Source organism: Sphaerotilus natans (assembly GCF_900156335.1).
In the GTDB taxonomy this organism is placed as follows: domain Bacteria; phylum Pseudomonadota; class Gammaproteobacteria; order Burkholderiales; family Burkholderiaceae_C; genus Sphaerotilus; species Sphaerotilus natans.
In genome coordinates, this window is record NZ_FTMZ01000008.1 from 1 (window position 1) to 23,204 (window position 23,204).

At 70.4% G+C, this 23,204-nt stretch carries 22 protein-coding genes; 12 read left to right on the top strand and 10 right to left on the bottom strand.

Annotated elements, in window-relative coordinates:
- Nucleotides 1-1,662 (top strand): calcium-binding protein (locus BW996_RS09100; protein ID WP_139330814.1); only part of this gene is annotated, 1,662 nt, incomplete at its 5' end.
- A gap of 157 nt (nucleotides 1,663-1,819) precedes the next feature.
- Entirely contained in the window at nucleotides 1,820-3,253 is a 1,434-nt protein-coding gene (locus tag BW996_RS09105) for a phenylacetate--CoA ligase family protein (RefSeq protein ID WP_051631489.1), read from the top strand.
- Here BW996_RS09105 and BW996_RS09110 read toward each other — a convergent pair whose 3' ends face one another.
- Together BW996_RS09110 and BW996_RS09115 are read right to left on the bottom strand one after the other, a co-directional pair.
- The gene (locus BW996_RS09110) at nucleotides 3,254-4,237 is read right to left on the bottom strand and encodes a Bug family tripartite tricarboxylate transporter substrate binding protein (RefSeq protein ID WP_037477925.1); all 984 of its coding nucleotides are present in this window, start codon (nucleotides 4,235-4,237) and stop codon (nucleotides 3,254-3,256) included.
- 104 nt (nucleotides 4,238-4,341) lie between these two features.
- Nucleotides 4,342-5,127: a helix-turn-helix transcriptional regulator gene (locus BW996_RS09115; RefSeq protein WP_051631488.1), complete on the bottom strand. Its 786-nt coding sequence runs from the start codon at nucleotides 5,125-5,127 to the stop codon at nucleotides 4,342-4,344.
- An 80-nt stretch (nucleotides 5,128-5,207) separates the two neighbouring features.
- Between BW996_RS09115 and BW996_RS09120 the strand changes: the two genes are divergently transcribed.
- A complete protein-coding gene (locus BW996_RS09120) occupies nucleotides 5,208-5,684 on the top strand; it encodes a DUF3237 domain-containing protein (protein ID WP_037477948.1) in 477 nt (158 codons plus the stop codon).
- Here the strand turns inward: BW996_RS09120 and BW996_RS09125 are convergent.
- Nucleotides 5,677-6,927, bottom strand: coding sequence for a CaiB/BaiF CoA transferase family protein (locus BW996_RS09125; RefSeq protein WP_037477923.1), 1,251 nt, complete (start codon nucleotides 6,925-6,927; stop codon nucleotides 5,677-5,679). The two genes, BW996_RS09120 and BW996_RS09125, sit on opposite strands and share 8 nt — an antisense overlap.
- Nucleotides 6,924-7,895 (bottom strand): hydroxymethylglutaryl-CoA lyase, encoded by a 972-nt coding sequence (locus BW996_RS09130; protein WP_037477921.1) that lies wholly within the window; start codon nucleotides 7,893-7,895, stop codon nucleotides 6,924-6,926. The genes BW996_RS09125 and BW996_RS09130 overlap by 4 nt, the downstream gene beginning before the upstream one ends.
- 66 nt (nucleotides 7,896-7,961) lie before the next feature.
- On the opposite strand from BW996_RS09130, the gene BW996_RS09135 reads away from it, so the two are divergent.
- From BW996_RS09135 to BW996_RS09160, 6 genes are all read left to right on the top strand, one after another.
- Nucleotides 7,962-8,693 (top strand): IclR family transcriptional regulator, encoded by a 732-nt coding sequence (locus tag BW996_RS09135; protein ID WP_037477918.1) that lies wholly within the window; start codon nucleotides 7,962-7,964, stop codon nucleotides 8,691-8,693.
- Between the two features lie 145 nt (nucleotides 8,694-8,838).
- Nucleotides 8,839-9,759, top strand: coding sequence for a GntR family transcriptional regulator (locus BW996_RS09140; RefSeq protein ID WP_241461813.1), 921 nt, complete (start codon nucleotides 8,839-8,841; stop codon nucleotides 9,757-9,759).
- Nucleotides 9,756-10,451, top strand: coding sequence for an aspartate/glutamate racemase family protein (locus tag BW996_RS09145; RefSeq protein WP_037477916.1), 696 nt, complete (start codon nucleotides 9,756-9,758; stop codon nucleotides 10,449-10,451). Before BW996_RS09140 ends, BW996_RS09145 begins: the two co-directional genes overlap by 4 nt.
- A gap of 114 nt (nucleotides 10,452-10,565) precedes the next feature.
- The gene (locus BW996_RS09150) at nucleotides 10,566-11,654 is read left to right on the top strand and encodes an isocitrate/isopropylmalate dehydrogenase family protein (protein ID WP_037477915.1); all 1,089 of its coding nucleotides are present in this window, start codon (nucleotides 10,566-10,568) and stop codon (nucleotides 11,652-11,654) included.
- Entirely contained in the window at nucleotides 11,651-12,934 is a 1,284-nt protein-coding gene (otnK, locus tag BW996_RS09155; protein ID WP_175619106.1) for a 3-oxo-tetronate kinase, read from the top strand. Before BW996_RS09150 ends, otnK begins: the two co-directional genes overlap by 4 nt.
- The gene (locus BW996_RS09160; protein ID WP_037477911.1) at nucleotides 12,931-13,611 is read left to right on the top strand and encodes a class II aldolase/adducin family protein; all 681 of its coding nucleotides are present in this window, start codon (nucleotides 12,931-12,933) and stop codon (nucleotides 13,609-13,611) included. Before otnK ends, BW996_RS09160 begins: the two co-directional genes overlap by 4 nt.
- A 22-nt stretch (nucleotides 13,612-13,633) precedes the next feature.
- Here the strand turns inward: BW996_RS09160 and BW996_RS09165 are convergent, their stop codons facing one another.
- Nucleotides 13,634-14,521 (bottom strand): amidohydrolase family protein, encoded by an 888-nt coding sequence (locus BW996_RS09165; RefSeq protein WP_081837922.1) that lies wholly within the window; start codon nucleotides 14,519-14,521, stop codon nucleotides 13,634-13,636.
- A complete protein-coding gene (locus BW996_RS09170) occupies nucleotides 14,518-15,399 on the bottom strand; it encodes a tripartite tricarboxylate transporter substrate binding protein (RefSeq protein WP_245801909.1) in 882 nt (293 codons plus the stop codon). Before BW996_RS09170 ends, BW996_RS09165 begins: the two co-directional genes overlap by 4 nt.
- Nucleotides 15,400-15,688: 289 nt before the next feature.
- On the opposite strand from BW996_RS09170, the gene BW996_RS09175 reads away from it, so the two are divergent.
- Together BW996_RS09175 and BW996_RS09180 are read left to right on the top strand one after the other, a co-directional pair.
- Nucleotides 15,689-16,534: an MBL fold metallo-hydrolase gene (locus BW996_RS09175; protein WP_241461812.1), complete on the top strand. Its 846-nt coding sequence runs from the start codon at nucleotides 15,689-15,691 to the stop codon at nucleotides 16,532-16,534.
- A 34-nt stretch (nucleotides 16,535-16,568) separates the two neighbouring features.
- The gene (locus BW996_RS09180; protein WP_241461811.1) at nucleotides 16,569-17,552 is read left to right on the top strand and encodes a Bug family tripartite tricarboxylate transporter substrate binding protein; all 984 of its coding nucleotides are present in this window, start codon (nucleotides 16,569-16,571) and stop codon (nucleotides 17,550-17,552) included.
- Nucleotides 17,553-17,573: 21 nt separating this feature from the next.
- Here BW996_RS09180 and BW996_RS09185 read toward each other — a convergent pair whose 3' ends face one another.
- Nucleotides 17,574-19,331, bottom strand: coding sequence for a tannase/feruloyl esterase family alpha/beta hydrolase (locus BW996_RS09185; RefSeq protein ID WP_081837920.1), 1,758 nt, complete (start codon nucleotides 19,329-19,331; stop codon nucleotides 17,574-17,576).
- A gap of 145 nt (nucleotides 19,332-19,476) precedes the next feature.
- On the opposite strand from BW996_RS09185, the gene BW996_RS09190 reads away from it, so the two are divergent.
- On the top strand, nucleotides 19,477-19,977 hold the full coding sequence (locus BW996_RS09190) for a MarR family winged helix-turn-helix transcriptional regulator (protein WP_051631484.1): 501 nt from the start codon (nucleotides 19,477-19,479) through the stop codon (nucleotides 19,975-19,977).
- Between the two features lie 124 nt (nucleotides 19,978-20,101).
- Here BW996_RS09190 and BW996_RS09195 read toward each other — a convergent pair whose 3' ends face one another.
- Genes BW996_RS09195 through BW996_RS09205 form a run of 3 tightly spaced genes read right to left on the bottom strand, consistent with a single transcriptional unit; the run spans nucleotide 20,102 to nucleotide 23,200 of the window.
- Nucleotides 20,102-21,061, bottom strand: a complete 960-nt coding sequence (locus BW996_RS09195; RefSeq protein WP_051631483.1) for a sugar ABC transporter substrate-binding protein — start codon at nucleotides 21,059-21,061, stop codon at nucleotides 20,102-20,104.
- A 55-nt stretch (nucleotides 21,062-21,116) separates the two neighbouring features.
- Nucleotides 21,117-21,980 carry a sugar phosphate isomerase/epimerase family protein gene (locus BW996_RS09200; RefSeq protein ID WP_037477905.1) on the bottom strand — a complete coding sequence of 288 codons (864 nt, stop codon included), beginning with the start codon at nucleotides 21,978-21,980 and terminating at the stop codon, nucleotides 21,117-21,119.
- Complete coding sequence (locus tag BW996_RS09205; protein WP_037477903.1) at nucleotides 21,977-23,200, bottom strand: NAD(P)/FAD-dependent oxidoreductase; 1,224 nt, start codon at nucleotides 23,198-23,200, stop codon at nucleotides 21,977-21,979. The genes BW996_RS09200 and BW996_RS09205 overlap by 4 nt, the downstream gene beginning before the upstream one ends.
- Nucleotides 23,201-23,204 lie beyond the last annotated feature (4 nt).

A 23,204-nucleotide genomic window follows, 5' to 3' on the forward strand; every position in this document is an offset into this window, starting at 1 on the left:
GGCGCCACCGGCACGGTGCGCATCCTGGGGGACAGCACGGCCAGCGTGCTGGACCTGCGCGGCGTGACGATCACCGGCGCGAACGTGGTGATCGACGGCGGCAACGGCAACGACACGATCTTCGGCAGCGCTGGCGCCGACACCCTCATCAGCCACAGCGGCGAGGATGTGGTCGACGGCGCGGGCGGCGGCGACACGTTCCGGGTGACGGGCAACCTCACCACCGGCTTCCACGGTTACGACACCTTCAAGGACAGCGGCACCGAGGGCGTCGACCGCATCGTGGCGCAGGGTACCGGCAACGTCGACATCGGCGTGCGGGGCTTCGCGGCCAGCGGCATCGAGGAGATCGACGCGCGGGGCGCGACCGGCACGGTGCGGCTGCTCGACACCGGCGACGCCAACCTGATCGACCTGCGCGGCGTGACGGTGCTGGGCACGAACCTGGTGATCGACGGCGGACATGGCAACGACACGATCTTCGGCAGCGCGGGTGCGGACACGATCGTCGGCGGTGCGGCGGACGACCTGCTCGATGGCGGCGAGGGCGGCGACACCTTCCAGGTCAGCGGCAACGAGGCGGGGGGCTGGTCCGGCTTTCATGGCTACGACACCTTCAAGGACAGCGGCGCCGGCGGCACCGATCGCATCGTGGCGCTGGGCAGCGGGTCGGTCGACATCGGTCTGCGCTCCTGGGTCGACACCGGCATCGAGCAGATCGACGCCAGCGGCGCCGCCGGCACCGTCCGGCTGCTGGGTGACACGGGGCACAACCTGTTCGACTTCCGCAGCACGACGCTGACCGGCGCCAATCTGGTCATCGATGCGAACCGGGGCCACGACACCGTCTTCGGCAGCGCCGGCGACGACACCATCGTGGCCGGCGCGGGCGACGATCTGCTCGACGGTGGCGAGGGCGGCGATACCTACCGCATCACCGGCGGCGTCTACGGCAGCACCGAGTTCATGGGCTGGGACACCTGGGCGGACACTGGCCTGGACGGCATCGATCGCATCGTCGCGATCAGCACCGGGAGCATGGACATCGGTGTTCGCGACCTGTCGGCCGGCGGCATCGAGATCCTGGATGTCCAGGGTGTCGCCGGGCAGGCCCGGCTGCTGGGCACCAGTTCCGACGACATCATCGATCTGAGCGGCACGACGGTGCAGGGCAGCCTGCTGATCGACGCCGGCGGCGGGACCGACCTGGTGCTGGGCTCGTCCGGCAACGACACCATCCTGGGCAGCGGCGGCGCCGATTCTCTCGCCGGTGGGGCGGGCAACGATGTCTATCGCATCGGCCGCGATACCGGCCTGGACGTGATCTGGGACTGGGACGACGCCGAGGGCAACCAGGATGTGGTCGAGTTCGGTGCCGGCATCAGCGCCGAGCAGCTCTGGTTCCAGCGCCTGGACGGCTTCGTCGAGGTCACGGTCCTGGGCACCTGGAACCGCGTCTACCTGATGGACTGGGACACCGATCCGGCCGCGCGCATCGAGGTCTTCCGCACCGCCGATGGCCGCACGCTGCAGGCCGCGCAGGTCGACACGCTGATCGAGGCGATGTCGGCCTTCGCGATGCCCTCGATCGGCACGACCACGCTGCCGGCCGACTACCAGACGGCACTGCAGCCGGTGATTTCAGGTACCTGGTCTTCCTGAATGTAAAAACCATGTCCTGAGTGATGCATGTCAGGCAGATGTTCGCCGGGCGGTCCAAGATGTCCGTGACAAACGGACGCAAGGACCGGCCGCAGGCGGCACTGACCGCTCTTCGCGTGCCGGCTGCAACCCCCTTGGGACAGAAGGAGACAGGCACATGGCAGCACTCGTGCACGACGAACCCTGGGTGGACTGGATGCAGTCCTGGTCCCCGGCCGGCTGGCTGGGCATGGCGAACCGGGTGCCGGCCGCCTCCGCCGATCTGGTGCGCCGGCGCCAGCGCGACCTGCTCGAGCAGGCCCATGCGCGCAGCCAGTTCTACCGCCGTCATCACGGCCGCCATCCCGGCGCGCTGATGCCGGCCTGGCAGGATCTGCCGCCGGTCGACAAGACCATGCTGATGGCGAACTTCGACCAGTGGGTCACCGATCCGGCGATCACCCGCGCCGGCGTCGAGGACTTCCTGGCCGACCGCTCGCGCATCGGCGAGGATTTCCTGCGCCGCTACGCGATCTGGACCAGCTCCGGCACCAGCGGCGAGCCGGGAATCTTTGTCCAGGACAGCGGTGCGCTGGCGGTCTACTCCTCGCTGCTCGAGAGCCGCATGGACCGCCGCTTCGCGACCCAGCGCTGGTGGCCGATGGCCGCCAGCGGCGCCTTCGGTCCGTGGGGGCTGCAGCCGCGCAGCGCGCTGGTGGCCGCGCTCGACGGCCATTACGCCAGCGTCTCGTTCTGGCGCCGGCAGTGCCGCTTCAATCCGGTCTCAGGCAGTGCCTCGCGGGCCTTCTCGGTGACGCAGCCGATCGAGGAGATCTGCGCCGGCCTGCAGGAATGGCGGCCCGCCTTCCTGGCCAGCTATCCCAGCATGCTGGCCGAGCTGGCGCGCCAGCAGCAGGCCGGGCGGCTGCGCCTCACGCCCCTGGCGCTGTGGGCCGGCGGCGAAGGCCTGCCGGCGAGCACCCGCGACTGGATCGAGTCGGTCTTCGGCGCGCCGGTCATCAACGACTACGGCGCCTCCGAGTGCCTGAGCATCGCCTTCGAGTGCCCGCACGGGCGCATGCACCTGAACGACGACTGGGTCGTGATGGAGCCGGTCGACGCCGATGACCAGCCGGTCGAGCCGGGCACGCCGTCGAAGGCGGTGCTGCTGACCAATCTGGCCAACCGGGTGCAGCCGCTGATCCGCTACCGCCTGGGCGACAGCGTCACGATGCACGCCGACGACTGTCCCTGCGGCAACCACCGGCCGTCCTTCACCATCGAGGGCCGCGGCGACGACACGCTGCGGCTGCGCGACGCGCGCTCGGCCGAGGTGCGGCTGTCGCCGCTGGCGGTGACCACCGTGCTGGAGGAGGGCGCCGACCTGCACCGCTTCCAGCTGCTGCAGACCTCGGCCGATGCGCTGTCGCTGCGGCTCGACGACAGCCTGAGCAGCGATCCGGCCCGCCTGCGCGAGCGCGCGCTGACGGTGCTGCGCGACTACCTGCGCCGCCAGGGCCTGCCCGAGATCAAGCTCAGCGTCGACGCCGCGCCGCCCAGCGTCGACCCGGCCAGCGGCAAGCTGCGCCAGGTCATCGTGATGGCGGACTGATCAGTCGCCCTTGAAGCCGCTGCTGCGCACCACGCCTGCCCAGCGGCGCGCCTCGGCCACCAGCAGCCGCTCGGCCTCGGGCCGCGAGCTGCCGGTGATCGAAAAGCCGGCCTCGCTCAGCTTCGTGCGGGTTTCCGGATGCTGGAGTGCGCCGACCGTCTGGCGCTGCAGCAGGTCGAGCAGCGCGGCCGGCGTGCCCGCGGGCGCCATCAGCATGAACCAGGCCGAGACATCGAGCGCCGGCCAGCCGGCCTCGGCGAAGGTCTGCACCTCGGGCAGCGCGGCCAGGCGTGCCGGTGCGGTGGTGGCCAGCGCGCGCATGCGCCCGCCGCGGATCTGCGCCAGGCCCAGCGCGGTCGACACGAAGGCGCCGGCCACATCCCCGGCGATGATCGCGGTCACCGCGTCGCCGGTGGCCCGGTAGTGGACCGGCTCGACCGTGAAGCCAGCGGCCTCGCCGAGCATGTCGGCGGCGAAATGGCCCGGCGTGCCGGCGCCGAAGGTCGCCAGGTTGGTGCGGTCGCCGCGCAAGCGTGCGGCCTTGACGAAGGCGGCCAGCGAGGCGTGCGGTGAGGTGGCCGGCACCACGAACAGGAAGTCCGAGCGCACCGCCTCGCTGATGCCCGCCAGCTCCCGGGCGGGCGCATAGGGCAGCTTCTCGAAGGCGGCCGGCGCGATCGCGATCGAGCCGACTTCGCCGAGCAGCAGCGTCGTGCCGTCGGGCGCCGCACGCGCGACCGCCTGGGCGGCGATCTGGCCGCCGGCGCCGGCGCGGTTGTCGACGATCACCTGCTGGCGCAGCTGCTCGGCCAGGCGCTGCGCCAGCACCCGCGCGACCAGGTCCGGGCCGGTGCCGGGCGGAAAGCCGACGATCAGCCGGATCGGCCGGTCCGGCAAGCCCTGGGCCGACGCGGTCGGCGCCCAGGCGGCGAGCGGGGTCAGGGCGACGGCCGCGAGCAGGCGGCGGCGGGCGAGAGCGGTCATGCGCAGGTCTCCTCGGTCTGGACAGGCCGCAGTCTGTGCGCCGTGCCGCCATCCTCCTGTCGTCCGCGAGGTCGACAGGGTCAACCCGCAGCGGTGGCGCGAGCTCAGTGCGGTGCGTGGCCGAAGCGGGCGAACAGCTCGCTGCGGAAATGCAGACCGAGCCGCTCGAAGGCGCGGGCCCGGTAGGTCTTGACGGTCGACAGCGTCAGTCCGAGGTCGGCGGCGATGCCGTCATGGCTCCAGCCGCGCAGCAGCCGCTCGCAGACATCGAGCTCGCGCGGGGTCAGGGCCGCGCAGGCCTGCAGCAGCCGCTGGCGCGGATCGGCGGCCGGTGCCAGGGCGCAGGCGCGTCGCTCCAGCGCGAGATGGCGCTGCACGCTCGAGCGCACCAGCGGCGCCAGCGCGACCAGCATGTCCTGCTCGGCCGGCGTGAAGCGGCCCTGGTGCTCATGGTGGTAGAGGTTGATCGCCAGCAGCGAGCCGTCGGGCTCGACGCTGGCCACCGACAGCCGCTCGACCACCCGGTGGCGGCGGTAGATCAGCTCGCGGTGCGCCGGGCTCGGAGCCTCGTCGCCGTGCATGCGCAGCACCTGCGGGTCCGAGGGCGGCCCGCCGGGACGCAGCCGTGCGAAGCTGCGGTCCTGCCGGTACAGGCCGGCGTCCCGATAGGCGCGGAAGCAGTCTTGCGTCGCGTCCTCCACGCCCCGGCTGGCCGAGAGGTGCAGCTCGGGCGGCATGTCCTGCGGGTGCAGCCGGTAGACCGACCAGGAGGCTGCACGCACCGTCTCGTTCAGGGCGGCCAGCGCGCGGGCGGCGAAGTCCTCGCGGCCGATCGCGTCGATCAGGCCAGTCAGGGCGGTCTGGACATGCGGGGCGGAGAGGTCGGTCAAGCGCTGTCATCCTCAAGGTGGACACAAGGCCGGGGCCGGGCGACCGATGATCGGATCCCCGCCCGGACCGGAGCCCGATGATGACACCCGCCCCCTTCGCCTGCCCACCCGGCCTGACCCCGATGGCGCACCTGCGCTGCGAGGTCGGCGCGCTCGCCAGCCTGGGCGCCGCGCCGGCCGGCGAGCGGCGCTTCGTGCCGCTGGGCGCCGGCGAGGTCAGCGGCCCGGAGCTGTCGGGCACGCTGGTCGAGGGCGGCATCGACTGGCAATGGATGCGCAGCGACGGCGTGCTCGAGATCGCCGCGCACTACGTCATCCGTGCCGACGACGGCGCCCTGATCGAGGTGCGCAGCGAGGGCCTGCGCCACGGCCCGGCCGAGGTCATGGCCTGGCTGGCCGCCGGCGAGGCGGTGCCGCGCCAGGACTACTTCTTCCGCACCCTGGTGCGCTTCACCACCGGGGCGCCGGCCTGGGCGCATCTGAACCGGACGATGGCGCTGGCCACCGGCGAGCGCCGCGCCCGCCAGGTGCTGCTGGACCTCTACCGCATCAGCTGAGCGGGCCGAGGCGCTCGGGCCCGCCGACGATGCCGTCGGCGCGCAGCCGCGCGATCTCGTCTTCGCCGTAGCCCAGCTCGCGCAGCAGCGCCTGCCCGTGCTCGCCGATCGCGGGCGGCGCGTGGCGCAGCGGCAGGCGCTGGCCGTCGAGCGTCAGCGGCAGCAGCGGCAGGCGCGTCTCCACCGGCTGGCCGGCGCCGCTGGCATCGGCCGGCAGCGTGACCGGCGCCAGGCCGCCGGTGGCGTTCAGGTGCGCGTCGTCGAACAGCTCGTGCGGGCGCACGATCGGCGCGTAGGGCAGGCCGATGCGCTCGAAGCGTGCCGACAGCTCGGCCGCCGCGAAGCCGCCGAAGCGCTCGCGCAGCAGCGGCAGCAGCCACTCGCGGGCGCGCACCCGGTCGTTGTTCGTCGTCAGGCGGGCATCGTCCTTCAGGTCGCGCCAGCCGAAGGCCTCGCACAGCAGCGCCCACTGCGTGTCGCTGACCGCCGCCAGGAAGATCTGCTCGCCGCCCTGCACCTCGAAGACGTCGTACAGCCCCCAGGCGCTGATGCGCGCGGGCATGGGCGCGGCCGGGCGGCCGGTGACCGCGAACTGCATCATGTGCTGCGCCATCAGCAGCACGTTGTTCTCGAACAGCGCGCTCTGCACCTGGCGGCCGCGGCCGGTGCGCTCGCGCTGGGCCAGCGCCGCCAGCACGCCGATGGCGCCGAACAGCCCGCCCATGATGTCGTTGACCGAGCTGCCCGCGCGCAGCGGCCGCCCCGGCGGGCCGGTCATGTAGGCCAGGCCGCCCATCATCTGCACCACCTCGTCCAGCGCGGTGCGGTGCTCGTAGGGGCCGGGCAGGAAGCCCTTGTGCGAGACCTGGATCAGCCGCGGGTTCAGCCGTTCGAGCACCTCGACGCCCAGGCCGAGCCGCTCCATCGTGCCGCTCTTGAAGTTCTCGCTGAAGACGTCGGCGCCGGCGATCAGCCGCAGCACGATCTCGCGGCCGCGCGGGTCCTTCACGTCCACCGCCAGGCTTTTCTTGTTGCGGTTGAACATACCGAAGAAGCCCGCGCCCGAGCCCAGCAGCCGGCGGGTGTTGTCGCCGGCCAGCGGCTCGACCTTGATGACCTCGGCGCCGAGGTCGGCCAGCACCATGCCGCAGCTCGGGCCCATCACCATGTGGGTGAACTCGATGACCCGCACGCCGGCCAGCGGCAGCGCGTCGTCGTGGCCCGGGGTGGGGGCGGCGCTCATGCGGCCTCCTGCGGCGGGGTCGGGCGGCGGCCGTCGGCGTAGACGAAGCCCGGCGGCAGGCCGGCCTCGGGCGTCATGCCGTGCAGCGGCTCGTCCGGCAGGCCGGCGCGCAGCACCGCGCGCGCGGCCATCAGCCGCGCCAGGTCGATTCCGGTGTCCAGGCCCATCGCCTCGAGCATGAAGACCAGGTCCTCGGTGACCACATTGCCCGAGGCGCCTGGCGCATAGGGGCAGCCGCCCAGCCCGCCCTGCGAGCTGTCGAAGGTGCGCACGCCCGCATCCAGTGCCGCCAGCACATTGGCCAGGCCCAGCCCGCGGGTGTTGTGCAGATGCGCCGAGCCCAGGTGGCGGCCGATCGCCGCGTGGACCTGGCGGAAGCGCCGGCGCACCTGGGCCGGATCGGCCATGCCGGTGGTGTCGGACAGGCCGACCTCGTCGGCGCCGGCCTCGACGGCCGCCGCAGCCAGCCGCACCACCTCGTCCTCGGCCACCGGGCCCTGCAGCGTGCAGCCAAAGGCGGTGGACATGCCGACCTCCAGCGCCACGCCCGGCGCGACGCGGTCGCGCAGCCGGGCGATGGCGCGCAGCTCGTCGAGCATCTGCGCGCGGCTGCGGCGCACATTGGCCTGCGAATGCGCCTCGCTGGCCGAGAGCGGCAGCGTCAGCTTGTGCACGCCGGCGGCCAGCGCGGCCTCGGCGCCGCGCAGATTGGGCACCAGCGCCATCACCGTCCAGCCGGGGCGCGTGACCGCATGGCACACCACCTCGGCCACGTCGGCCATCTGCGGCAGCCGCGCCGCCGGCACGAAGGAGCCGACCTCTATCTCGCGCACCCCGGCGGCGTGCAGCGCGTCGATCCAGGCGATCTTGGCGGCGGTCGGCATCACCGCGGTGACGCTCTGCAGGCCGTCGCGCGGACCGACCTCGCTGATCAGCACTGTCGGAGCGGCAAGGGATGGAAGGGACATCGGGAATCCTTCATCTGTTCTGTAGAATGAAACATGCGTTTCAATGAACGATCAGGATCATAGCCGATGCCCCGCAAGTCCACGAACCCATCCGTCGCCGACGAGGGTGCCGCGCCCGGCGGCACCGCGGCGGTCGATCGCGCGCTCAGCCTGCTGTCGGCCTTCCGGCCGGGCGACCGCGCGCTGGGCGTGACCGCGCTGGCCGAGCGCACCCGGCTGCACAAGAGCACCGCGCTGCGGCTGCTGAACTCGCTGGCGCACGCCGGGCTGCTGGTGCGCGACGAGACAGGGGGCTGGTCGCCGGGGCCGGAGATCGACCGGCTGGCGCAGGTGCGCGCGGCGGCCTTCCCGCTGGAGGCGGTGGCGCTGCCGCGGATGCGCGAGCTGGTGGCGCAGACGCAGGAGAGCGTCGCGCTGCATGTGCGCCGTGGCGCGCAGCGGCTGTGCCTGCTGCGGGTGGATTCGCCGCATCTGCTGCGCGACCATGTGCGCGCCGGCGACCTGCTGCCGCTGGAGCGTGGCGCCGGCGGCCGGGTGCTGCTGGCCTTCTCCGGCGAGCCGGGCGCGCTGAGCGAGCAGATCCGCTGCGACGGCTACCTGATGCGCACCGGCGACCGGGTGGCGGGTCTCACCGGCATCTCGGCGCCGGTGTGGCGCGCCGGCGGCACGGCGGGCGCCGCGCCGGTGCTGGTGGGGGCGCTGACGCTGACGGTGCCCGAGCCGCGCCTGCGCCCCGAGCTGGTCGGGGCGCTGCGCGAGGCGGCCGCGCAGCTGAGCGCGGCGCTGGGGGCGGGCTGAATGGCAGGGCGACTTTGTATCAATTTCAATGTAAGCTCAAAGTGAGCCCAATTGAATCTGTTGCAGCATGCCCGCCCGCCAGTCCGCTTCATCCTCCTCTGAATTGCCTCCGTCGTCCGCGGATGGACTCACGCCCACAGGGGTGGTGAGCACCATCGCGATGCGCATCGTGGAAAGCCTGTGTGGTCAGGCCTGTGAACCCGGGCATCGACTGATCGAACAGGCCCTGGCCGATGAACTGGGGGTGTCGCGCTCGCCGGTGCGCAAGGCCCTGCAGTATCTGGAGACACTCGGTGCGGTGGAGTCGGTGCCCAACCGCGGCTTCCGTCTGGTGCAGGTCGGCGATGCACTGCGCCATCTGGCCTTGCCGACCGACAGCGATTCCGACGAGGCCAACTACCTGCGTGTGGCCGATGACTGCCTGAGCGGTGTGCTGGCCGCCGAGGTGTCGGAGGTGGAACTGATGGACCGCTACGAGCTCACGCGCATCCAGGTGCAGCGTGTGCTCAATCGCATGGGGCGCGAAGGCCTGGCCGAGCGCAAGCCGGGCCGGGGCTGGGTGTTCCGGCCCTTTCTGCGCTCCAGCCGCTCCTACCATGAGTGCTACCGCTTTCGCATGATCATCGAGCCCGCGGCGCTGCTGGAGCCGGGGTTCCGCATCGACATCGCGGCTTTCGCGCGTGCGCGTCGCGAGCAGCTCGCCATGCTCGATGGCGGTATCGCGCGCTGGTCGCGGGCGGAGCTGTTCCGTGTCGGTGCGGAGTTCCATGAAACCGTGGTCGCCTGTGCGGGCAATAGCTTCCTGCTGGAGTCGCTGCGCAACCTCAACCAGCTCCGCAGATTGCTCGAATACCGCAGCAATCTCGATCGGACCCGGCTCTACCGCCAGAGCGAGGAGCATCTGGAGCTGCTCGATCTGATCGAGGCCGGCGAGCGCGTGGAGGCCTCGCACCGCATGCGCCAGCATCTGGATGTGGTGCGCGGACTCAAGCTGCAAGACCCTTCGCCACCCCATCCCCACGACGCGGACAGACCGTCGGGCAGCGGCATCGAGGTCCACCTGTGAGCGCGTCCGCATCGCCTCGGATTGCACTGATCCATGCGACCGCTGCGGCGGTGGATCCCATCCATCAGGCCTTTGCTGCAGGCTGGCCCGGAGCGCGGTGCAGCAATCTGCTCGACGACAGCTTGTCCTCGGACCTGAGTGCCGCTGGCGAGATCACGCCAGCGCTCACGCAGCGTTTCGTGGCCTTGGCACGATATGCGCGCGGTGCAGGGGCGCAGGGCATCTTGTTCACCTGCTCTGCGTTTGGCCCGGCCATCGAGGCGGCCGCGCAGGCGCTGGACGTGCCCGTGCACAAGCCCAACGAAGCCATGTTTCTGGAAGCGCTGGCACATGGCGGGCGCTTGCTGATGCTGACCACCTTCGCGCCAGCTGCGGCGCCGATGGTGGCCGAGTTCGAGGCATTGCGAGCTCGAGTTCACGCCCATTCCGCCGAGGCGCACGCTTGCACCCTGCGCTGCGTGCAGGTCGACGGTGCACTGCCCGCGCTGCTGGGCGGCGATGTGGCCACGCATGACCGTCTCTTGATCGAGGCCGCGCATGCGGCGGGCGCGGCGGATGCCGTGCTGTTGGCTCAGTTCTCGATGGCGCGGGTCGCGCCTGTCCTGACGGAACGGCTGAAGGTTCCCGTGCTTTCCAGTCCGGCCTGTGCGGTGCGCCGCCTGCAGGATGCGATGGCGTGTGGCGTGCGATGATGACACCATAAGTATTTGTACTTTGTGATTGTTTAGTACAAAGCATCTAGAATCCGGAGCGAGGACTTCGGCAGAGTGACTGCCGTTGGGGGCCTCGTCCATCAGGAGACTAGGATGAAGATGCTTGTGTTGCCCGGCGACGGGATTGGTCCTGAAATCGTGGCTGCCGCGGTCGAGGTGTTGCAGGCAGCGAATGTGTCGCTCGATCTGGGCTTGAGTCTGGAGTACGACGACGTGGGCTTTGCCAGCCTGGAAAAGCACGGCACGACGCTGAGGGACGAGACGCTGGCCAAGGCCCGGACCTTCGACGGCATCATCCTGGGCACGCAGTCGCATGCCGACTACCCGACCCCCGAGAAGGGCGGGCGCAATGTGTCGGCGGGGTTCCGCATCGGGCTGGACCTGTATGCCAATGTGCGGCCGGCACGTACCCGACCCTTCATCGAGTCGAACATGAAGCCGGGCAAGACCATGGATCTGGTCATCATGCGCGAGGCTACCGAAGGCTTCTACCCCGATCGCAACATGACGCGCGGATGGGCCGAGCTGATGCCCAGTCCCGACATGGCCCTGTCGATGCGCAAGATCACCCGCCATTGCAGCGAGCGCATCGCTCGCCGCGCGTTCGAGCTGGCGATGAAGCGGCGCAAGAAGGTCACCGCCATCCACAAGGCCAACAGCTTCCACATGACGGACGGCCTGTTCCTGGAGTGCGTGCGCGATGTGGCCAGGGACTTCCCCGAGGTGGAGCTCAACGACCTGCTGGTCGATGCCAGCACGGCCCACCTGGTGCGTCAGCCTGAGCGCTTCGATGTGCTGGTGGCCACCAATTTCTATGGCGACATCATTTCGGATCTGGCCAGCGAGCTCTCGGGCAGCCTGGGTCTGGCCGGCTCGATGATGGCCAGCGACACCCATTGCTGCGCACAGGCCCAGCATGGCTCGGCCCCGGACATTGCGGGTCAGGACAAGGCCAATCCGGTCTCGATGATCCTGTCGGTCGCCATGCTGCTGCAGTGGATGGGCGAAAAGCACGGTCGGCCGGCGCTGGAAAAGGCCGCCGCACTGATGACGCAGGCGGTCGATTCGGTGCTCGAGACCCCGGCGAACCGTACCGCTGACCTGGGCGGGCAGACCGGCTGCCGCGCTTTTGGCCAGCTCACGGCGCAGGCCGTGGTGGCGGCAGCACAGCGGAGCGCCTGAGCATGCTGAAGCTGGGCTGCATTGCCGACGATTTCACCGGGGCCACTGATCTGGCGTCCAACCTGGTGCGCCAGGGCATGCGCGTCGTGCAGACCCTGGGGGTGCCCACGGCATCGGTCGGCGTCGATGCCGATGCCGATGCCGTGGTGATCGCGCTGAAGTCGAGGACGATTGCACCGCAGGATGCGGTGGCGCAATCGCTGGCGGCTCTGGCCTGGCTGCGGCAGCAAGGGGCCGGACAGATCTACTTCAAGGTCTGTTCCACCTTCGACTCCACGCCGCAGGGCAACATCGGGCCGGTGGCCGATGCGCTGATGTGCGCCCTGGGCACCGACTTCGCCCCGGTCTGTCCGGCCTTCCCCGAGAACCTGCGCACCGTCTACAAGGGCTATCTGTACACCGGCGATGTGCTGCTCAGCGAAGGCAGCATGCGTGACCATCCCCTGACGCCGATGCGCGATGCCAACCTGGTGAGGGTGTTGCAGCCGCAGACGACCCGGCGCGTCGGTCTGGTGCCGTTCGACGTGGTCTCGCAAGGGACCGAGGCCATCGACGAGCGCCTGCGTGCCTTGCGCGAGCGTGGCGTGGGCCTGGCCATCGTGGACGCACTGAGCAACGCCGATCTGTGGGCCATGGGGCGTGCTTTTGCCGATCTGCCGCTGATCGTGGCGGGATCTGGCGTGGCCATCGGCCTGCCGCAGAACCATGGCATGCAGCCGAGTCCGGAGGCCGAGAGGCTGCCTCAGGTTCACGGCCATCGCGCGGTGATCTCCGGCAGCTGTTCCTCGGCCTCCAACGCGCAGGTGGCCGACTTCGTGAAGCGCCATCCGGGCCGCAACTTCCCCATCGACGCGCTGGCGCTGGCCACCGGTGCGTCGGTGGTCGACGACGCGGTGGCCTGGGCTCGCCCTTTGCTGAGCAGCAGCACGCCCGTGCTGATTCACGCCACCACCACGCCCGACGCGGTGCAGCGTGTGCAGGAGCAGCTGGGCGTGGCTCGTGCAGGCCATCTGGTTGAGCAGGCGCTGGCGGCCATCGCCGTTCAGCTGGTGCAGGCGGGCGTGCGGCAACTGGTGGTGGCCGGCGGCGAGACCTCGGGGGCCTGTGTGCAGGCTCTGGGCATCACTCGGCTGCAGATCGGCGCGCCCATCGATCCGGGGGTGCCGTGGTGCCACGCGCATTCGCCCGCGGCGGAGCCCGGCGGCGTGCGCGTGGCGCTCAAGTCGGGCAACTTCGGCACGGTCGATTTCTTCGACAAGGCGTTCCGGAGCGAGGCATGAGCACGCACACGCACATCAGCACGCAGACTCACTGGCGCGATGAGATCTGCCGCACCGGTCGCAGCCTGTTCGAGCGAGGCTGGGTGCACGCCACCGCGGGCAACATCAGCGTGCGGCTGGAGGACGGCAGCTTCCTGATCACGCCCACGGATGCCTGTCTGGGCTTTCTCGATCCGGCACGTCTGGCCCATGTGAGCGGCGACGGCCGCCAGCTCGGCGGCGACCGGGCCAGCAAGACCCTGGCGCTGCACCGGCGCATCTACGGCGCCGACCCCAGCGCGCGCTGTGTGATGCACACCCATTCCACCCACCTGGTGGCGCTGACGCTGCAAGGGGTCTGGACCCCGGAGGCCATCCTGCCCCCGATCACGCCCTACTTCGTGATGAAGGTGGGCCGGGTGCCGCTGGTGCCTTATCACCGTCCGGGTGATCCCCAGGTGGGCGAGATCGTCGCGGACCTGATCGAGCGCGCATTCGCAGCTCAGCGCCTCCTGCGTGCGGTGATGCTCGATCGCCTGGGGCCGAACGTCTGGCACGACAGCCCGGCCAGCGCGATGGCGACGCTGGAAGAGCTGGAAGAAACCGCCCGGCTCTGGCTGCTCAGCGCCGGCCGCTGCCAGCCGCTGACCGCCGCGCAGCTCGACGAGCTGGGTGAGGTGTTCGGCAGTCGCTGGTGAGGCCTGGCCGAACGCAGCCGTTTCAGGCCGCCGACCAGCCGTACAGGCGCGCCGGGTTGTCCACGAGCAGGGCCTGCAGCACGGCATCGTCAGCCAGCCAGGCGCGCAGGGCGGCGAGTTGCGCCGCATCGTCTTCCTGGCGAAAGGGCTCGATGGTGTCGCGTCCCGCTGTGGCGGCGCGGTGAGCGCCTGCCGGGTGCGGCCAGTCGCTGCCCCAGAGCACCCGCGCTGGAGCCGCCTCGATCAGCGCACGCGCCAGCGGTGCCACATCGCCATACGGGGCGGCCCGCGCCGAGATCTGGTAGGGGCCCGACAGCTTGACCCACAGGTCCGGTGAGGCCCGCAGCGCGGCGATGACCTGAGCGCGCATCTCCGCCCCGTCCTGTCCCAGGGGCAGCAGGGCATGGTGATCGAGCACCACCGGGCGCTGGAGCGCGCTCAGCTGGGGCAGGCAGGCCAGAAGATGTTCGGGCCGAACATGCAGCTGCAGGTGCAGCTCGGGGTGCGCTGCCATCTGCGCTGCCGCCTGCTCAATCTCCTGCCGGGCCTCTCGGATCGTGCTGTGGCGATTCACCGCCAGATTCAGCCGCACGCCGCGCACGCCGGCCTGCACCAGTGCGCTGATCTCGGCCTCGCTGTGCGAGGGGGCCAGCACCGCCACGCCGCGCGCCGCCGCTCCCAGGCGGGCCAGGCCGTCGCACAGGCAGCGGTTGTCGCTGCCGTAGACGCTGGGTTGCACGCAGACCACGCGCTGCATCCCGATGCGCTGCAGATGCGCCCGCAGGTCGGTCACCGTGGCCGGCGCGGGCGTGTAGCGGCGTGTGGGGGCAAACGCGAAGGCCGGGTCCATCAAATGCACATGGGCATCGACGGATCCGGCCGGGGGCCAGAACGTTGCTGCCAGACTCATTCCGCCTCGATCCGGCGTGTGCGGACCACATCGGTCCAGCGGGGGACTTCCTGCGCGATGAACTGGTTGAAGGCCTCGCGCGTGCTGCCGACCGGTGTCACACCCAGCTCGGCCAGACGGGCCTTGACATCGTCGGCGGCCAGAGCCTTCACCGCCTCCCGATTGAGCTTGTCGAGGATGGCCTGTGGCGTCTTCGCCGGTGCCGCCAGACCCACCCAATGGGTCATCTGGTAGCCCGGCAGGCCGGCTTCCGCGAAGGTGGGCACCTGCGGCAGTCTGGGCAGGCGCTGTGCGCCCGTGACGGCCAGCGCCCGCACCTTGCCGGCCTGAAGATGCTGGCCCCCGCTGATGATGCTGTCGAGGAAGAGCGTCACCTCGCCACCGATCAGGGCCATCATGGCCGGGCCGCCTCCCTTGTACGGGATGTGCAGCATGTCGGTCTGCGTGATGGATTCCAGCAGCGAGGTGGCCAGATGCGGCGTGCTCGCCACGCCACCGCTGGCGAACAGCAGCTTGCCGGGTTGCGTGCTGGCGGCGGCCAGCAGCTCCTTCAGCGTGCGGTACGGTGAACTGGCGGCCACCATCAGCACCATCGGGGACTCGGCCACCTTGGTGATCCCGGTGAGGTCTTGCAGGGTGTCATAGCCCAGCTTCTTGCCGTAGAGCGCTGGCGCGGTGACGAAGGGGGCGCTGGGGAAAAGCAGCGTGTAGCCGTCGGCCGGTGCCTTGGCCACGGCATCCGTGCCGATGGTGCCCCCGGCCCCCGCCTTGTTCTCGACGATGAACTGCTGGCCCAGATTGGCCGACAGACGCGCGGCCAGCACGCGCGCCATCACATCGTTGGGCCCGCCGGGAGAGAACGGGACCACGATCTTCACCGGTTTGTTGGGGTAGTCCGCCGCCGGGGCCTGGGCGAGTGCACCTGATGTGCCTATGGCCAGCAGCAGCGAGGCTGCCAGGCTGCGACGTGCCCATGACAGGGGCTTGTGACGATGTGGAGGACGCATGACAGCACTCTTGTGTGGCAGTTTGATTGACGCAATAATTGTACTTGTTTTGTTTTTGGTGCAATCATGGGGTTTCCATGAGTGCCGTGTAGACATCGCTTTCTCTCTGATGTGCACTAAGTGTTAACGCGATTGATGGAGCTTTCAAAGAAAAAGACACTTGGCATCTTGTAATTTTTTAGTGCAATTCTGTGGTGAAAAAGAGATGGGAGGCGACATGCGTGTCGATGTGCTGATCCAGGGCTTTCCCGGTCGATCGCTCTGTCATGGTGGGCTGGGCTGGAGCACCATCACGCTGCTGCGCGACACGCAGCGCACCGTGCTGATCGATGTCGGTGCCTTCGGTGTGCGGCGAGAGCTGATCAAGCAGCTGCGCGATCACGGGGTCGCCCCAGACGCTGTGACCGATGTGGTGCTCACGCATGCGCACTACGACCACAGCGTCAACTTCACGCTGTTCCCGAATGCCACGCCGTGGATCGGTGACATCGAGCTGGAATGGGCGGCTTCGCAGCCACCCGGCTTCAATCCCTTGCCCGAGCTGTATGTGCAGGCGCTGGCGAAGGATCCGCGCACCCGCCGCATCCGGGGTGATCAGGAGTTCCTGCCTGGCCTTCGTGCCATTCCTGTTCCGGGACACACGCCGGGTGGCCTGCTCTACCTGCTCGAGTGCCCGCAGCGAACCCTGCTGTTCACGGGCGACAGCGCCAAGAACCGCGCGGAGCTGCTCAGCCGCGATGTGGATTCTTCGCTCGATCCGGTCGCCAGTCGGCAAAGCATCGACACGATCTGGGCGCTCTGGCGCCACCGCCCCGGCACTGTTCTTGTGCCAGGACATGACCTGTGCATGGTGCTCGATGCCGAGGATCAGCCGGTCTATCTGGGCGAGCGCCGCGCCGGGATCGAGGCCTGGTTCAGCGAAAGCATCGCATCGGTCGCGAACATCGACCTGTGCTGCGAGCCCGATCCACGAGCCCGGCGTCAGGCCTGGGCGTGGACGGATTGATCACGACACGAAGGAGACTTTTGCCATGACGTCCTTGACTCGTCACCATGTCCTGCGTCTGCTGGCCGGTGCAGCCGCAGCCTCTCTGCTGCCGCCGCTGGCTCAGGCCCAGGCCAGCGACTATCCCAGCAAGCCCATCAGCTTGATCGTCTCGTTTGCCGCCGGAGGCAATGCCGACCTGCGTGGCCGGCAACTTGGTCCCCTGGTCGGTGCAGCCTTGGGCAAGACGCTCATCATCGAGAACAAGCCGGGGGCCAGTGGCAACATCGGCCACGATTTTGTCGCCAAGGCTGCGGCGGACGGCTACACGCTGGGCCTGGGTGGGATGGGTCCGCTGTCGGTGAATGCCCACCTGTTCCCGAAGATGACCTTCGACCCGTCCCGTGACTTCACGCCCATCATGCTGATCGAGCGAGCGCCTCTGGTGCTTGTGACGCGTGTGGACAAGCCGTTCAAGACCCTGAAGGACGTCGTGCAGGCGGCCAAGGCACGGCCAGGTGCGCTCACCGTCGCCAATGCAGGCACGGGCGGTGCCCACCATCTGAGCGGTGAAATGCTGCAGAGTGTGGCCGGCATCGATCTGCTGCCGGTGCCCTACAAGGGCGGTGGCCCGGCGGCGGGTGCCTTGCTGGCTGGTGAGGTGGACATGCTGTTCGAGCAGACCTACGCCGCGCTGCCTTCGATCCAGGCGGGCAAGACACGCGCGCTGGCGGTCACCAGCGACAAGCGTCTGCCCAGCCTGCCCGATGTGCCCACCATGGCTGAACTGGGCTACCCCGATGTCACGATCTACAACTGGGTCGGACTGATCGGTCCGAGGGGCCTGCCCGCACCGATCGTGAAGAAGCTCAACGAGGTCTTCAATGCGGCGCTGGCCAACCCGGAGCTGCGCGAAAAGATCACCGGGCCCGGCAATCTGATCGGCGGAGGCACGCCGGAGCAGTTCGCGGCGCTGATCGCCAGCGACAGCAAGCGCTGGGCCGCGCTCATCAAGGCCAAGGGCATCAAGATGGAGTGAGCGCGGCGGCGGCGCGCCCGCTCAGCTGCGGCACTCGAAGCTGCTGGCGTCGTCCAGGCTGCCGGTGCCCTTGTAGCGCGCGACCTTCGGCCAGGCGCACAGCGGGCGGCTGCGGTCGACCGCCCAGGTCGAGGGCACGTCGGCATTGACGCCGCCGGCGTTGCCGGTGCCGCGCGCCTTGGCGATCAGGCTGTCGGGCGCCTGGCCCTGCTCGACCCACTTCACCAGCGCCGAGACCGCGTCGAACTGGTCGGTGGCCGGGCCGCCCGAGCAGTGGCCCATGCCGGGCACGCGGAATAGCCGCGCGAAGTTGCTGGCGTCGCCGCTGTTGGCCGCGGCCAGCGCCTTGTACCAGGTGGTGGTGTCCTCGACCGAGAAGATCGGGTCGCTCACGCCGTGGTAGACCATCATCTTGGCGCCGCGGTTCTTCAGCTTCGACAGGTCGGTGGGCGAGGGCGGGGTCATGAAGGCCATCGACGATTCGGTGTAGGTCGCGTTCGTCGCCTCGATCTGCTGCAGCAGCGTGTCGATGTTCGAGTTCAGCGCGAAGGCCACGCCATCGAAGCCGACCGGATTGTCCGGCGGTGTCTTGAAGGTGAAGGCGATCGCCACCGCATCGCGCTGCGACGGCGCGGTGAAGGCCCAGGACGGAATGCCCGAGCCGGCATAGCCCGGATCGAAGGGGAAGCGTGCGTAGAAGGCCTTGCCGCTGCTGTCGACGGCGCCGCTGAAGATGGGCGCGATGGCGGTCTTCTGCGCCGCGGTCAGGCAGGTGCCGTCGCGGGTGTCGCCGCTGCAGGTCGGCACGTCGCGATCCCACTGGAAGGCGGCCTGGCAGGCGTCGGTGTCCTGCACCAGACCGTCGGTGGCGCCGTCGAGCGCGTCGCACTTGGCCAGCACCGCGTCGGCCACCACCTTGCGCTCGGCCGTGGTGATCGCGGTCGACAGGTCGGTCGTCGGGCTGGTGGCGACCATCGCGTAGCGCTGGCCCTTGTAGATGTTGGCGGTCGCCGCCTTGGGCAGATTGAAGCCGGGCGCGCCGACCAGGTAGCCGTCGTAGCTCTCGGGCATGCGCGCGGCGGCCACCATCGCGTGGCGTCCGCCGTTGGAGCAGCCGCCGAAGTAGGCGCGGTCGGCGTTGCGGCCGTAGGCGGTCTGGATGATCGCGTGCGCGATCGGGGTGAGCTTGGCGGCGGCCTGGTAGCCGTAGTTCAGCCGCGCCTGCGGATCGATGCCGAAGGCCGGGTTCTGCGCCGCGGTGTGGCCGGCGTCCGAACTGAGCACCGCGAAGCCCTGAGCCAGCGCGTGCGTCAGCGGTCCGCCGCCCGAGGCGCCGGTGGCGGTCAGCACGCTGCCGTCCAGCCCGCCGTTGCCCTGGTGGAAGAAGCGGCCGTTCCAGGCCTTGGGCAGGCGCATCTCGAAGCGGATCGCGTAGGTCTGGCCGTCGACCGCGCTGGTGCGTGACTCGGTCAGCGCCGTCACCTGGCAGTGCTCGGCGATGTCCTGCCCGCCGATCTTCAGGCCGCCGGCTGCGATCGTCGTGACTGCAGTGACCGAAATATTGCTCAGTGAATTAAGCTTTGTCGCCAGGCTGGCGCAGTCGCCCGACAGCGTGCCGGCCTGCGCTGCAGACAGCTGGGGTAGGGCCGTCGGCGGGGTGCTGGTGTCGTCCTCATCGCTGCCGCAGCCGGTCAGCGCCAGAATGGCCAGCATGACCGGCAGCAGCGCACGCGGGCGGGCGGCGGTCGGCTTTGTGCGGGAAGTCAAAGGGGTGTTCATCGGTGTCTCCTCATGTCGTCGGGCTTGAGCGTGGAAGGCGTTCCATCCGCGCATTTGCTTAATTTACTTAAGTTCATGCGGGTGAAAGATTCGGGTAAGCCCGCAAGCGGGAACCGGGGTGAGGCCATGCGACGACAATTCCGGCATGAGCACCGATGCGCCCGATGTTTCCGATCTGCTGTCCGATCTCACCGATGACGCCACCCCGGCGGGGCGCTTGCACGAGGGCACGCTGTTCACGCTGCTGGGCTACCAGCTGGCGCAGGCGGCGGTGACGACGACCGCGGTGTTCGAGTCGCGCGTGGGCGAGCCGCACGGGCTGAGGCCGGTCGAATACACCATCCTGATGCTGGTGGGCGGCAACACGCAGGTCTCGCCGACGCGGCTGGCGCGGGCGCTGGCGGTCACGCTGCCCAACATCAAGATGTGGCTGGACCGCATGGAGGCGCGCGGCCTGGTGCGGCGCGAGCGCAGCGAGCGCGACCGCCGCATCCAGCATGTCACGCTGACCGAGACGGGCGCGGCGCTGGCCGCGCAGGCCACCGCGCTGCTGCACGAGGGCGAGCGCGAGGTGCTGGAGGGGTTCAGTCCGGGCGAGCGGCTGCTGCTGGTGGAGCTGCTGCACCGCATCGCGCGGGCGCGCTGACGCGGGCGTGCCGGACACCCGCGCCTGACGGTCGGTGTCGGCCGATGAGCGGGAAAGACCGCCCCAGGTCCCGCAGACAGATGGAACCCGGGGCGGCAAAAACGAGGCAGGTGGCGCGGGCGGCTCAGTTCTTGCCGACGTAGCGCGCCATGTTCTCCGGCGTCACCAGCTCGAAGGGCACGTTGACGAACTTCTCGACCGGCTGCTTGCGGATCAGCTTCAGCGCCGCCTCGACCGAGCCCGCGCCCTGGGCGGCGGCGTTCTGGAAGACCGAGACCTTCAGCTCGCCGCTCTTCATCGAGGCCAGCGCGTCGGGCGTGGCGTCGATGCCGGCCACCACCATGCCTGGCGTCCACTTGCGCGCGCCCTTGAGCGCATTGATCGCGCCCAGCGCCATCTCGTCGTTGTTGGCGACGATCGCGTCGAACTTCAGGCCCGAGGTCAGCCAGTTGGTGGTGATGTCCTGGGCCTGGGTGCGGCTCCACTTGCCCTCGCGCTTGTCGGCCAGCTTCAGGCCGGCGCAGTCCTTGTCGCTGGCGATGACGGCCTCGACCGCCTGGGTGCGGGTGCGGGCGGCCTCGTGCACCAGATCGCCCATCAGCACCAGCACGTTGCCGCGGCCCTTGAGCTGGCGGCAGACCTCGCGGGCCTGCAGCGTGCCGCCGACCTTCTCGTCGGAGGCCACGACGGTGACGCCGGCGGGCAGCCGCTCGAAGTCCGAGGGCTTGAGGTTGACGTAGACCAGCGGGATCTTCGCCTCGGTCGCCATCTTGGTGATCTTCGGCGTCACGTCGGTGTCGACCGGCTGGATGATGATCGCGTCCACCTTCTGCGCGATCATGTTCTGCACCTGGCTGAGCTGGGTGCCGACGTCGGACTTGCCGTCCTCGAACTGGAAGACCACGCCCTGCTTCTTGCCGGCCTCGGCGATGCCGTTGCGCAGCAGGGTGCGGAAGGTGTCGTTGAAGTCGGTCATCGTCACGCCGATCTTCTGCGCGTGCGCGGCCGGGGCGCCCAGCAGGGCGAGCAGCAGCGTGGCGGCGGCCAGGGCGGTCGGGCGGGGGGTGAGGTTCTTGCGGTTCATGCTTGTCTCCGGGTGGATTTGGAATGGGAACGGGCAAAGAGCGGTCAAAGAACGGTCAAAGAGCGCCGGCGGCATGCCGCTGCACGGCACGCCTCCAGCAGTCCAGCACCTGCTCGCGCAGGTGGCGGGCATCGGTCCAGCGGTCGGAGCGGTCCTGGCCGTCCGCGCCGGTGATGGCGTAGGGCGCGGGGCCCAGCTCGCAGGTGAAGGTGAGGCTCTCGCCCGGCGCGGCGCGGCCGAGCCAGTCGACGAAGCCGTCCTCCCACCAGCGCAGGAACAGGGCCGTCCAGGGCGCGTGCGCCTCGGCCCAGCCGATCTCCAGCTGGATCTGGCCCGAGCTGGCCACGCGCCCATGGAAGGCGCCGCTGCGCGACAGGATGCGCCGGATCATGGCCTCGTGCTCGGGCGTGACCGGCAGCGTGATCTCCTGGCCGCAGACGTAGTGCGAGAGATCGGCCAGCAGCGTCACCTCGGGCACGCGGTCGAGCAGCTCGCGCGTCACCCACAGGTCGTTGGTCAGCGTGTGGCGGTGGGTCTCGATGCGCAGCGGCACGCCGTGCGCGTCGGCCAGGGCCTGCCAGCCGCGCAGGATCGGCGCCGCCTCAGCCGCGTCGTAGGGGCGCACCAGCCCCTGCACCACGACATGGTGGATGCGGTGGCGCGCGGCCAGCTCCAGCGCCGGGCGCAGGTCCTCGACGCGGGTCGGGAAGGCGCAGCCCTCGATCACCAGGCCCAGGTCCTGCGCCTCGTCGATCCAGGACGACACCGCTCTAGCGTCGTGGAAATGCGCCGAGACGCCGTCGAAGCCGGCCGCGTGGCTGCGGCGCAGGCGCTCGGGCACCGTCAGCTCGCGCGGGGCGCCGCGCAGCCGCTCGAAGCCCCAGAGCGATTGCAGCACCTGCAGGCGGGGCGCACTCATGCCAGGCTCCTCAGGGCGACGGCCGGATCGGTCAGCGCCTCGGGCGCCGGTCGGGCCTGCTGGCGGATCAGCCGCTCGGCCAGGCGGACCTCGCGCGCCAGCGTCGTGCCGGGGCCGAGCGCGGCGGCGCACTGCAGCCGGCCGCTGTCGTCGAGCTGGAAGGCCAGCTGCTGGTCGGGGGCGGGCGTGCGCAGCCAGACCGGGCGGCCCGCGTCCGGCCAGCCCGCCACCTGCAGGCCCAGCTCATGCTGGTCGGACCAGAACCAGGGCACCGCGTCGAAGACCGGCGGCACCTCGCCGCGCTCGGCCGCCAGCATCGTGCGAGCGGCGTGCCGGCCCTGGTCGATGGCATTGCGCCAGTTCTCCTGGCGCTGCGCGGGTCGGCCCGGCCACCAGGGCGAGGGCGCGCTGGCGCCGTCGCCGGCGGCCCACACCGCCGGGTCCGCGGTGCGCAGATGGGCATCGACCTGAAGGGCGCCGGCCGCATCCACCGCCAGCCCGGCCGCGCGGGCCAGCTCGCTGCGCGGCTCGGCGCCGACGGCCGCCACGACCAGATCGGCCGGCAGCGTCTCGCCGTCGTCCAGCACCACCCGGCCGAGCTCCAGCCGCGCGAGGCGGCAGCCGGTGCGCAGATGGGTGCCGGCGGCGCGGTGGCGCGCGGCCAGCCGCTCGGCCAGCGGCGCCGGCACCGCGCGGGCCAGCACCCGCTCGCCGGCCTCCAGCACCGTCACCGGCAGGCCGCGCTGCTGCAGCACGGCCGCCAGCTCCAGCCCGATCAGGCCGGCGCCGACCAGCACCGCGTGACGGGCGCGGGCGGCGCGCTCGAACAGCGCGAGTGCATCCCGGTGGGTGCGCAGGCCCAGCGCCTGCTCGGCGCCCGGCAGATTCAGTGCGCGCGGCCGCGCGCCGGTGGCCAGCAGCAGCCGGGCGTAGGCCAGCTCGTGGCCGTCGTCCAGGCGCAGCACCTGGCGCGCACGATCGATCGCCGCCACCGGCGTGGCCGGCCGGAAGTCGATGCGCGCGGCGTCCAGGCGGGCGGCGTCGGTGACCTCGCGGCGCTGCACCCGGCCGCCCTCGGGCTTGGACAGCGGCGGTCGCTCATAGGGCAGGCCGGGCTCGTCGCCGATCAGCACGATCTCGCCGTCCCAGCCGCCCTCGCGCAGGGCGAAGGCGGCGGTGCAGCCGCACTCGCCGGCGCCGATGATGACCATCGCGGCCATGGCC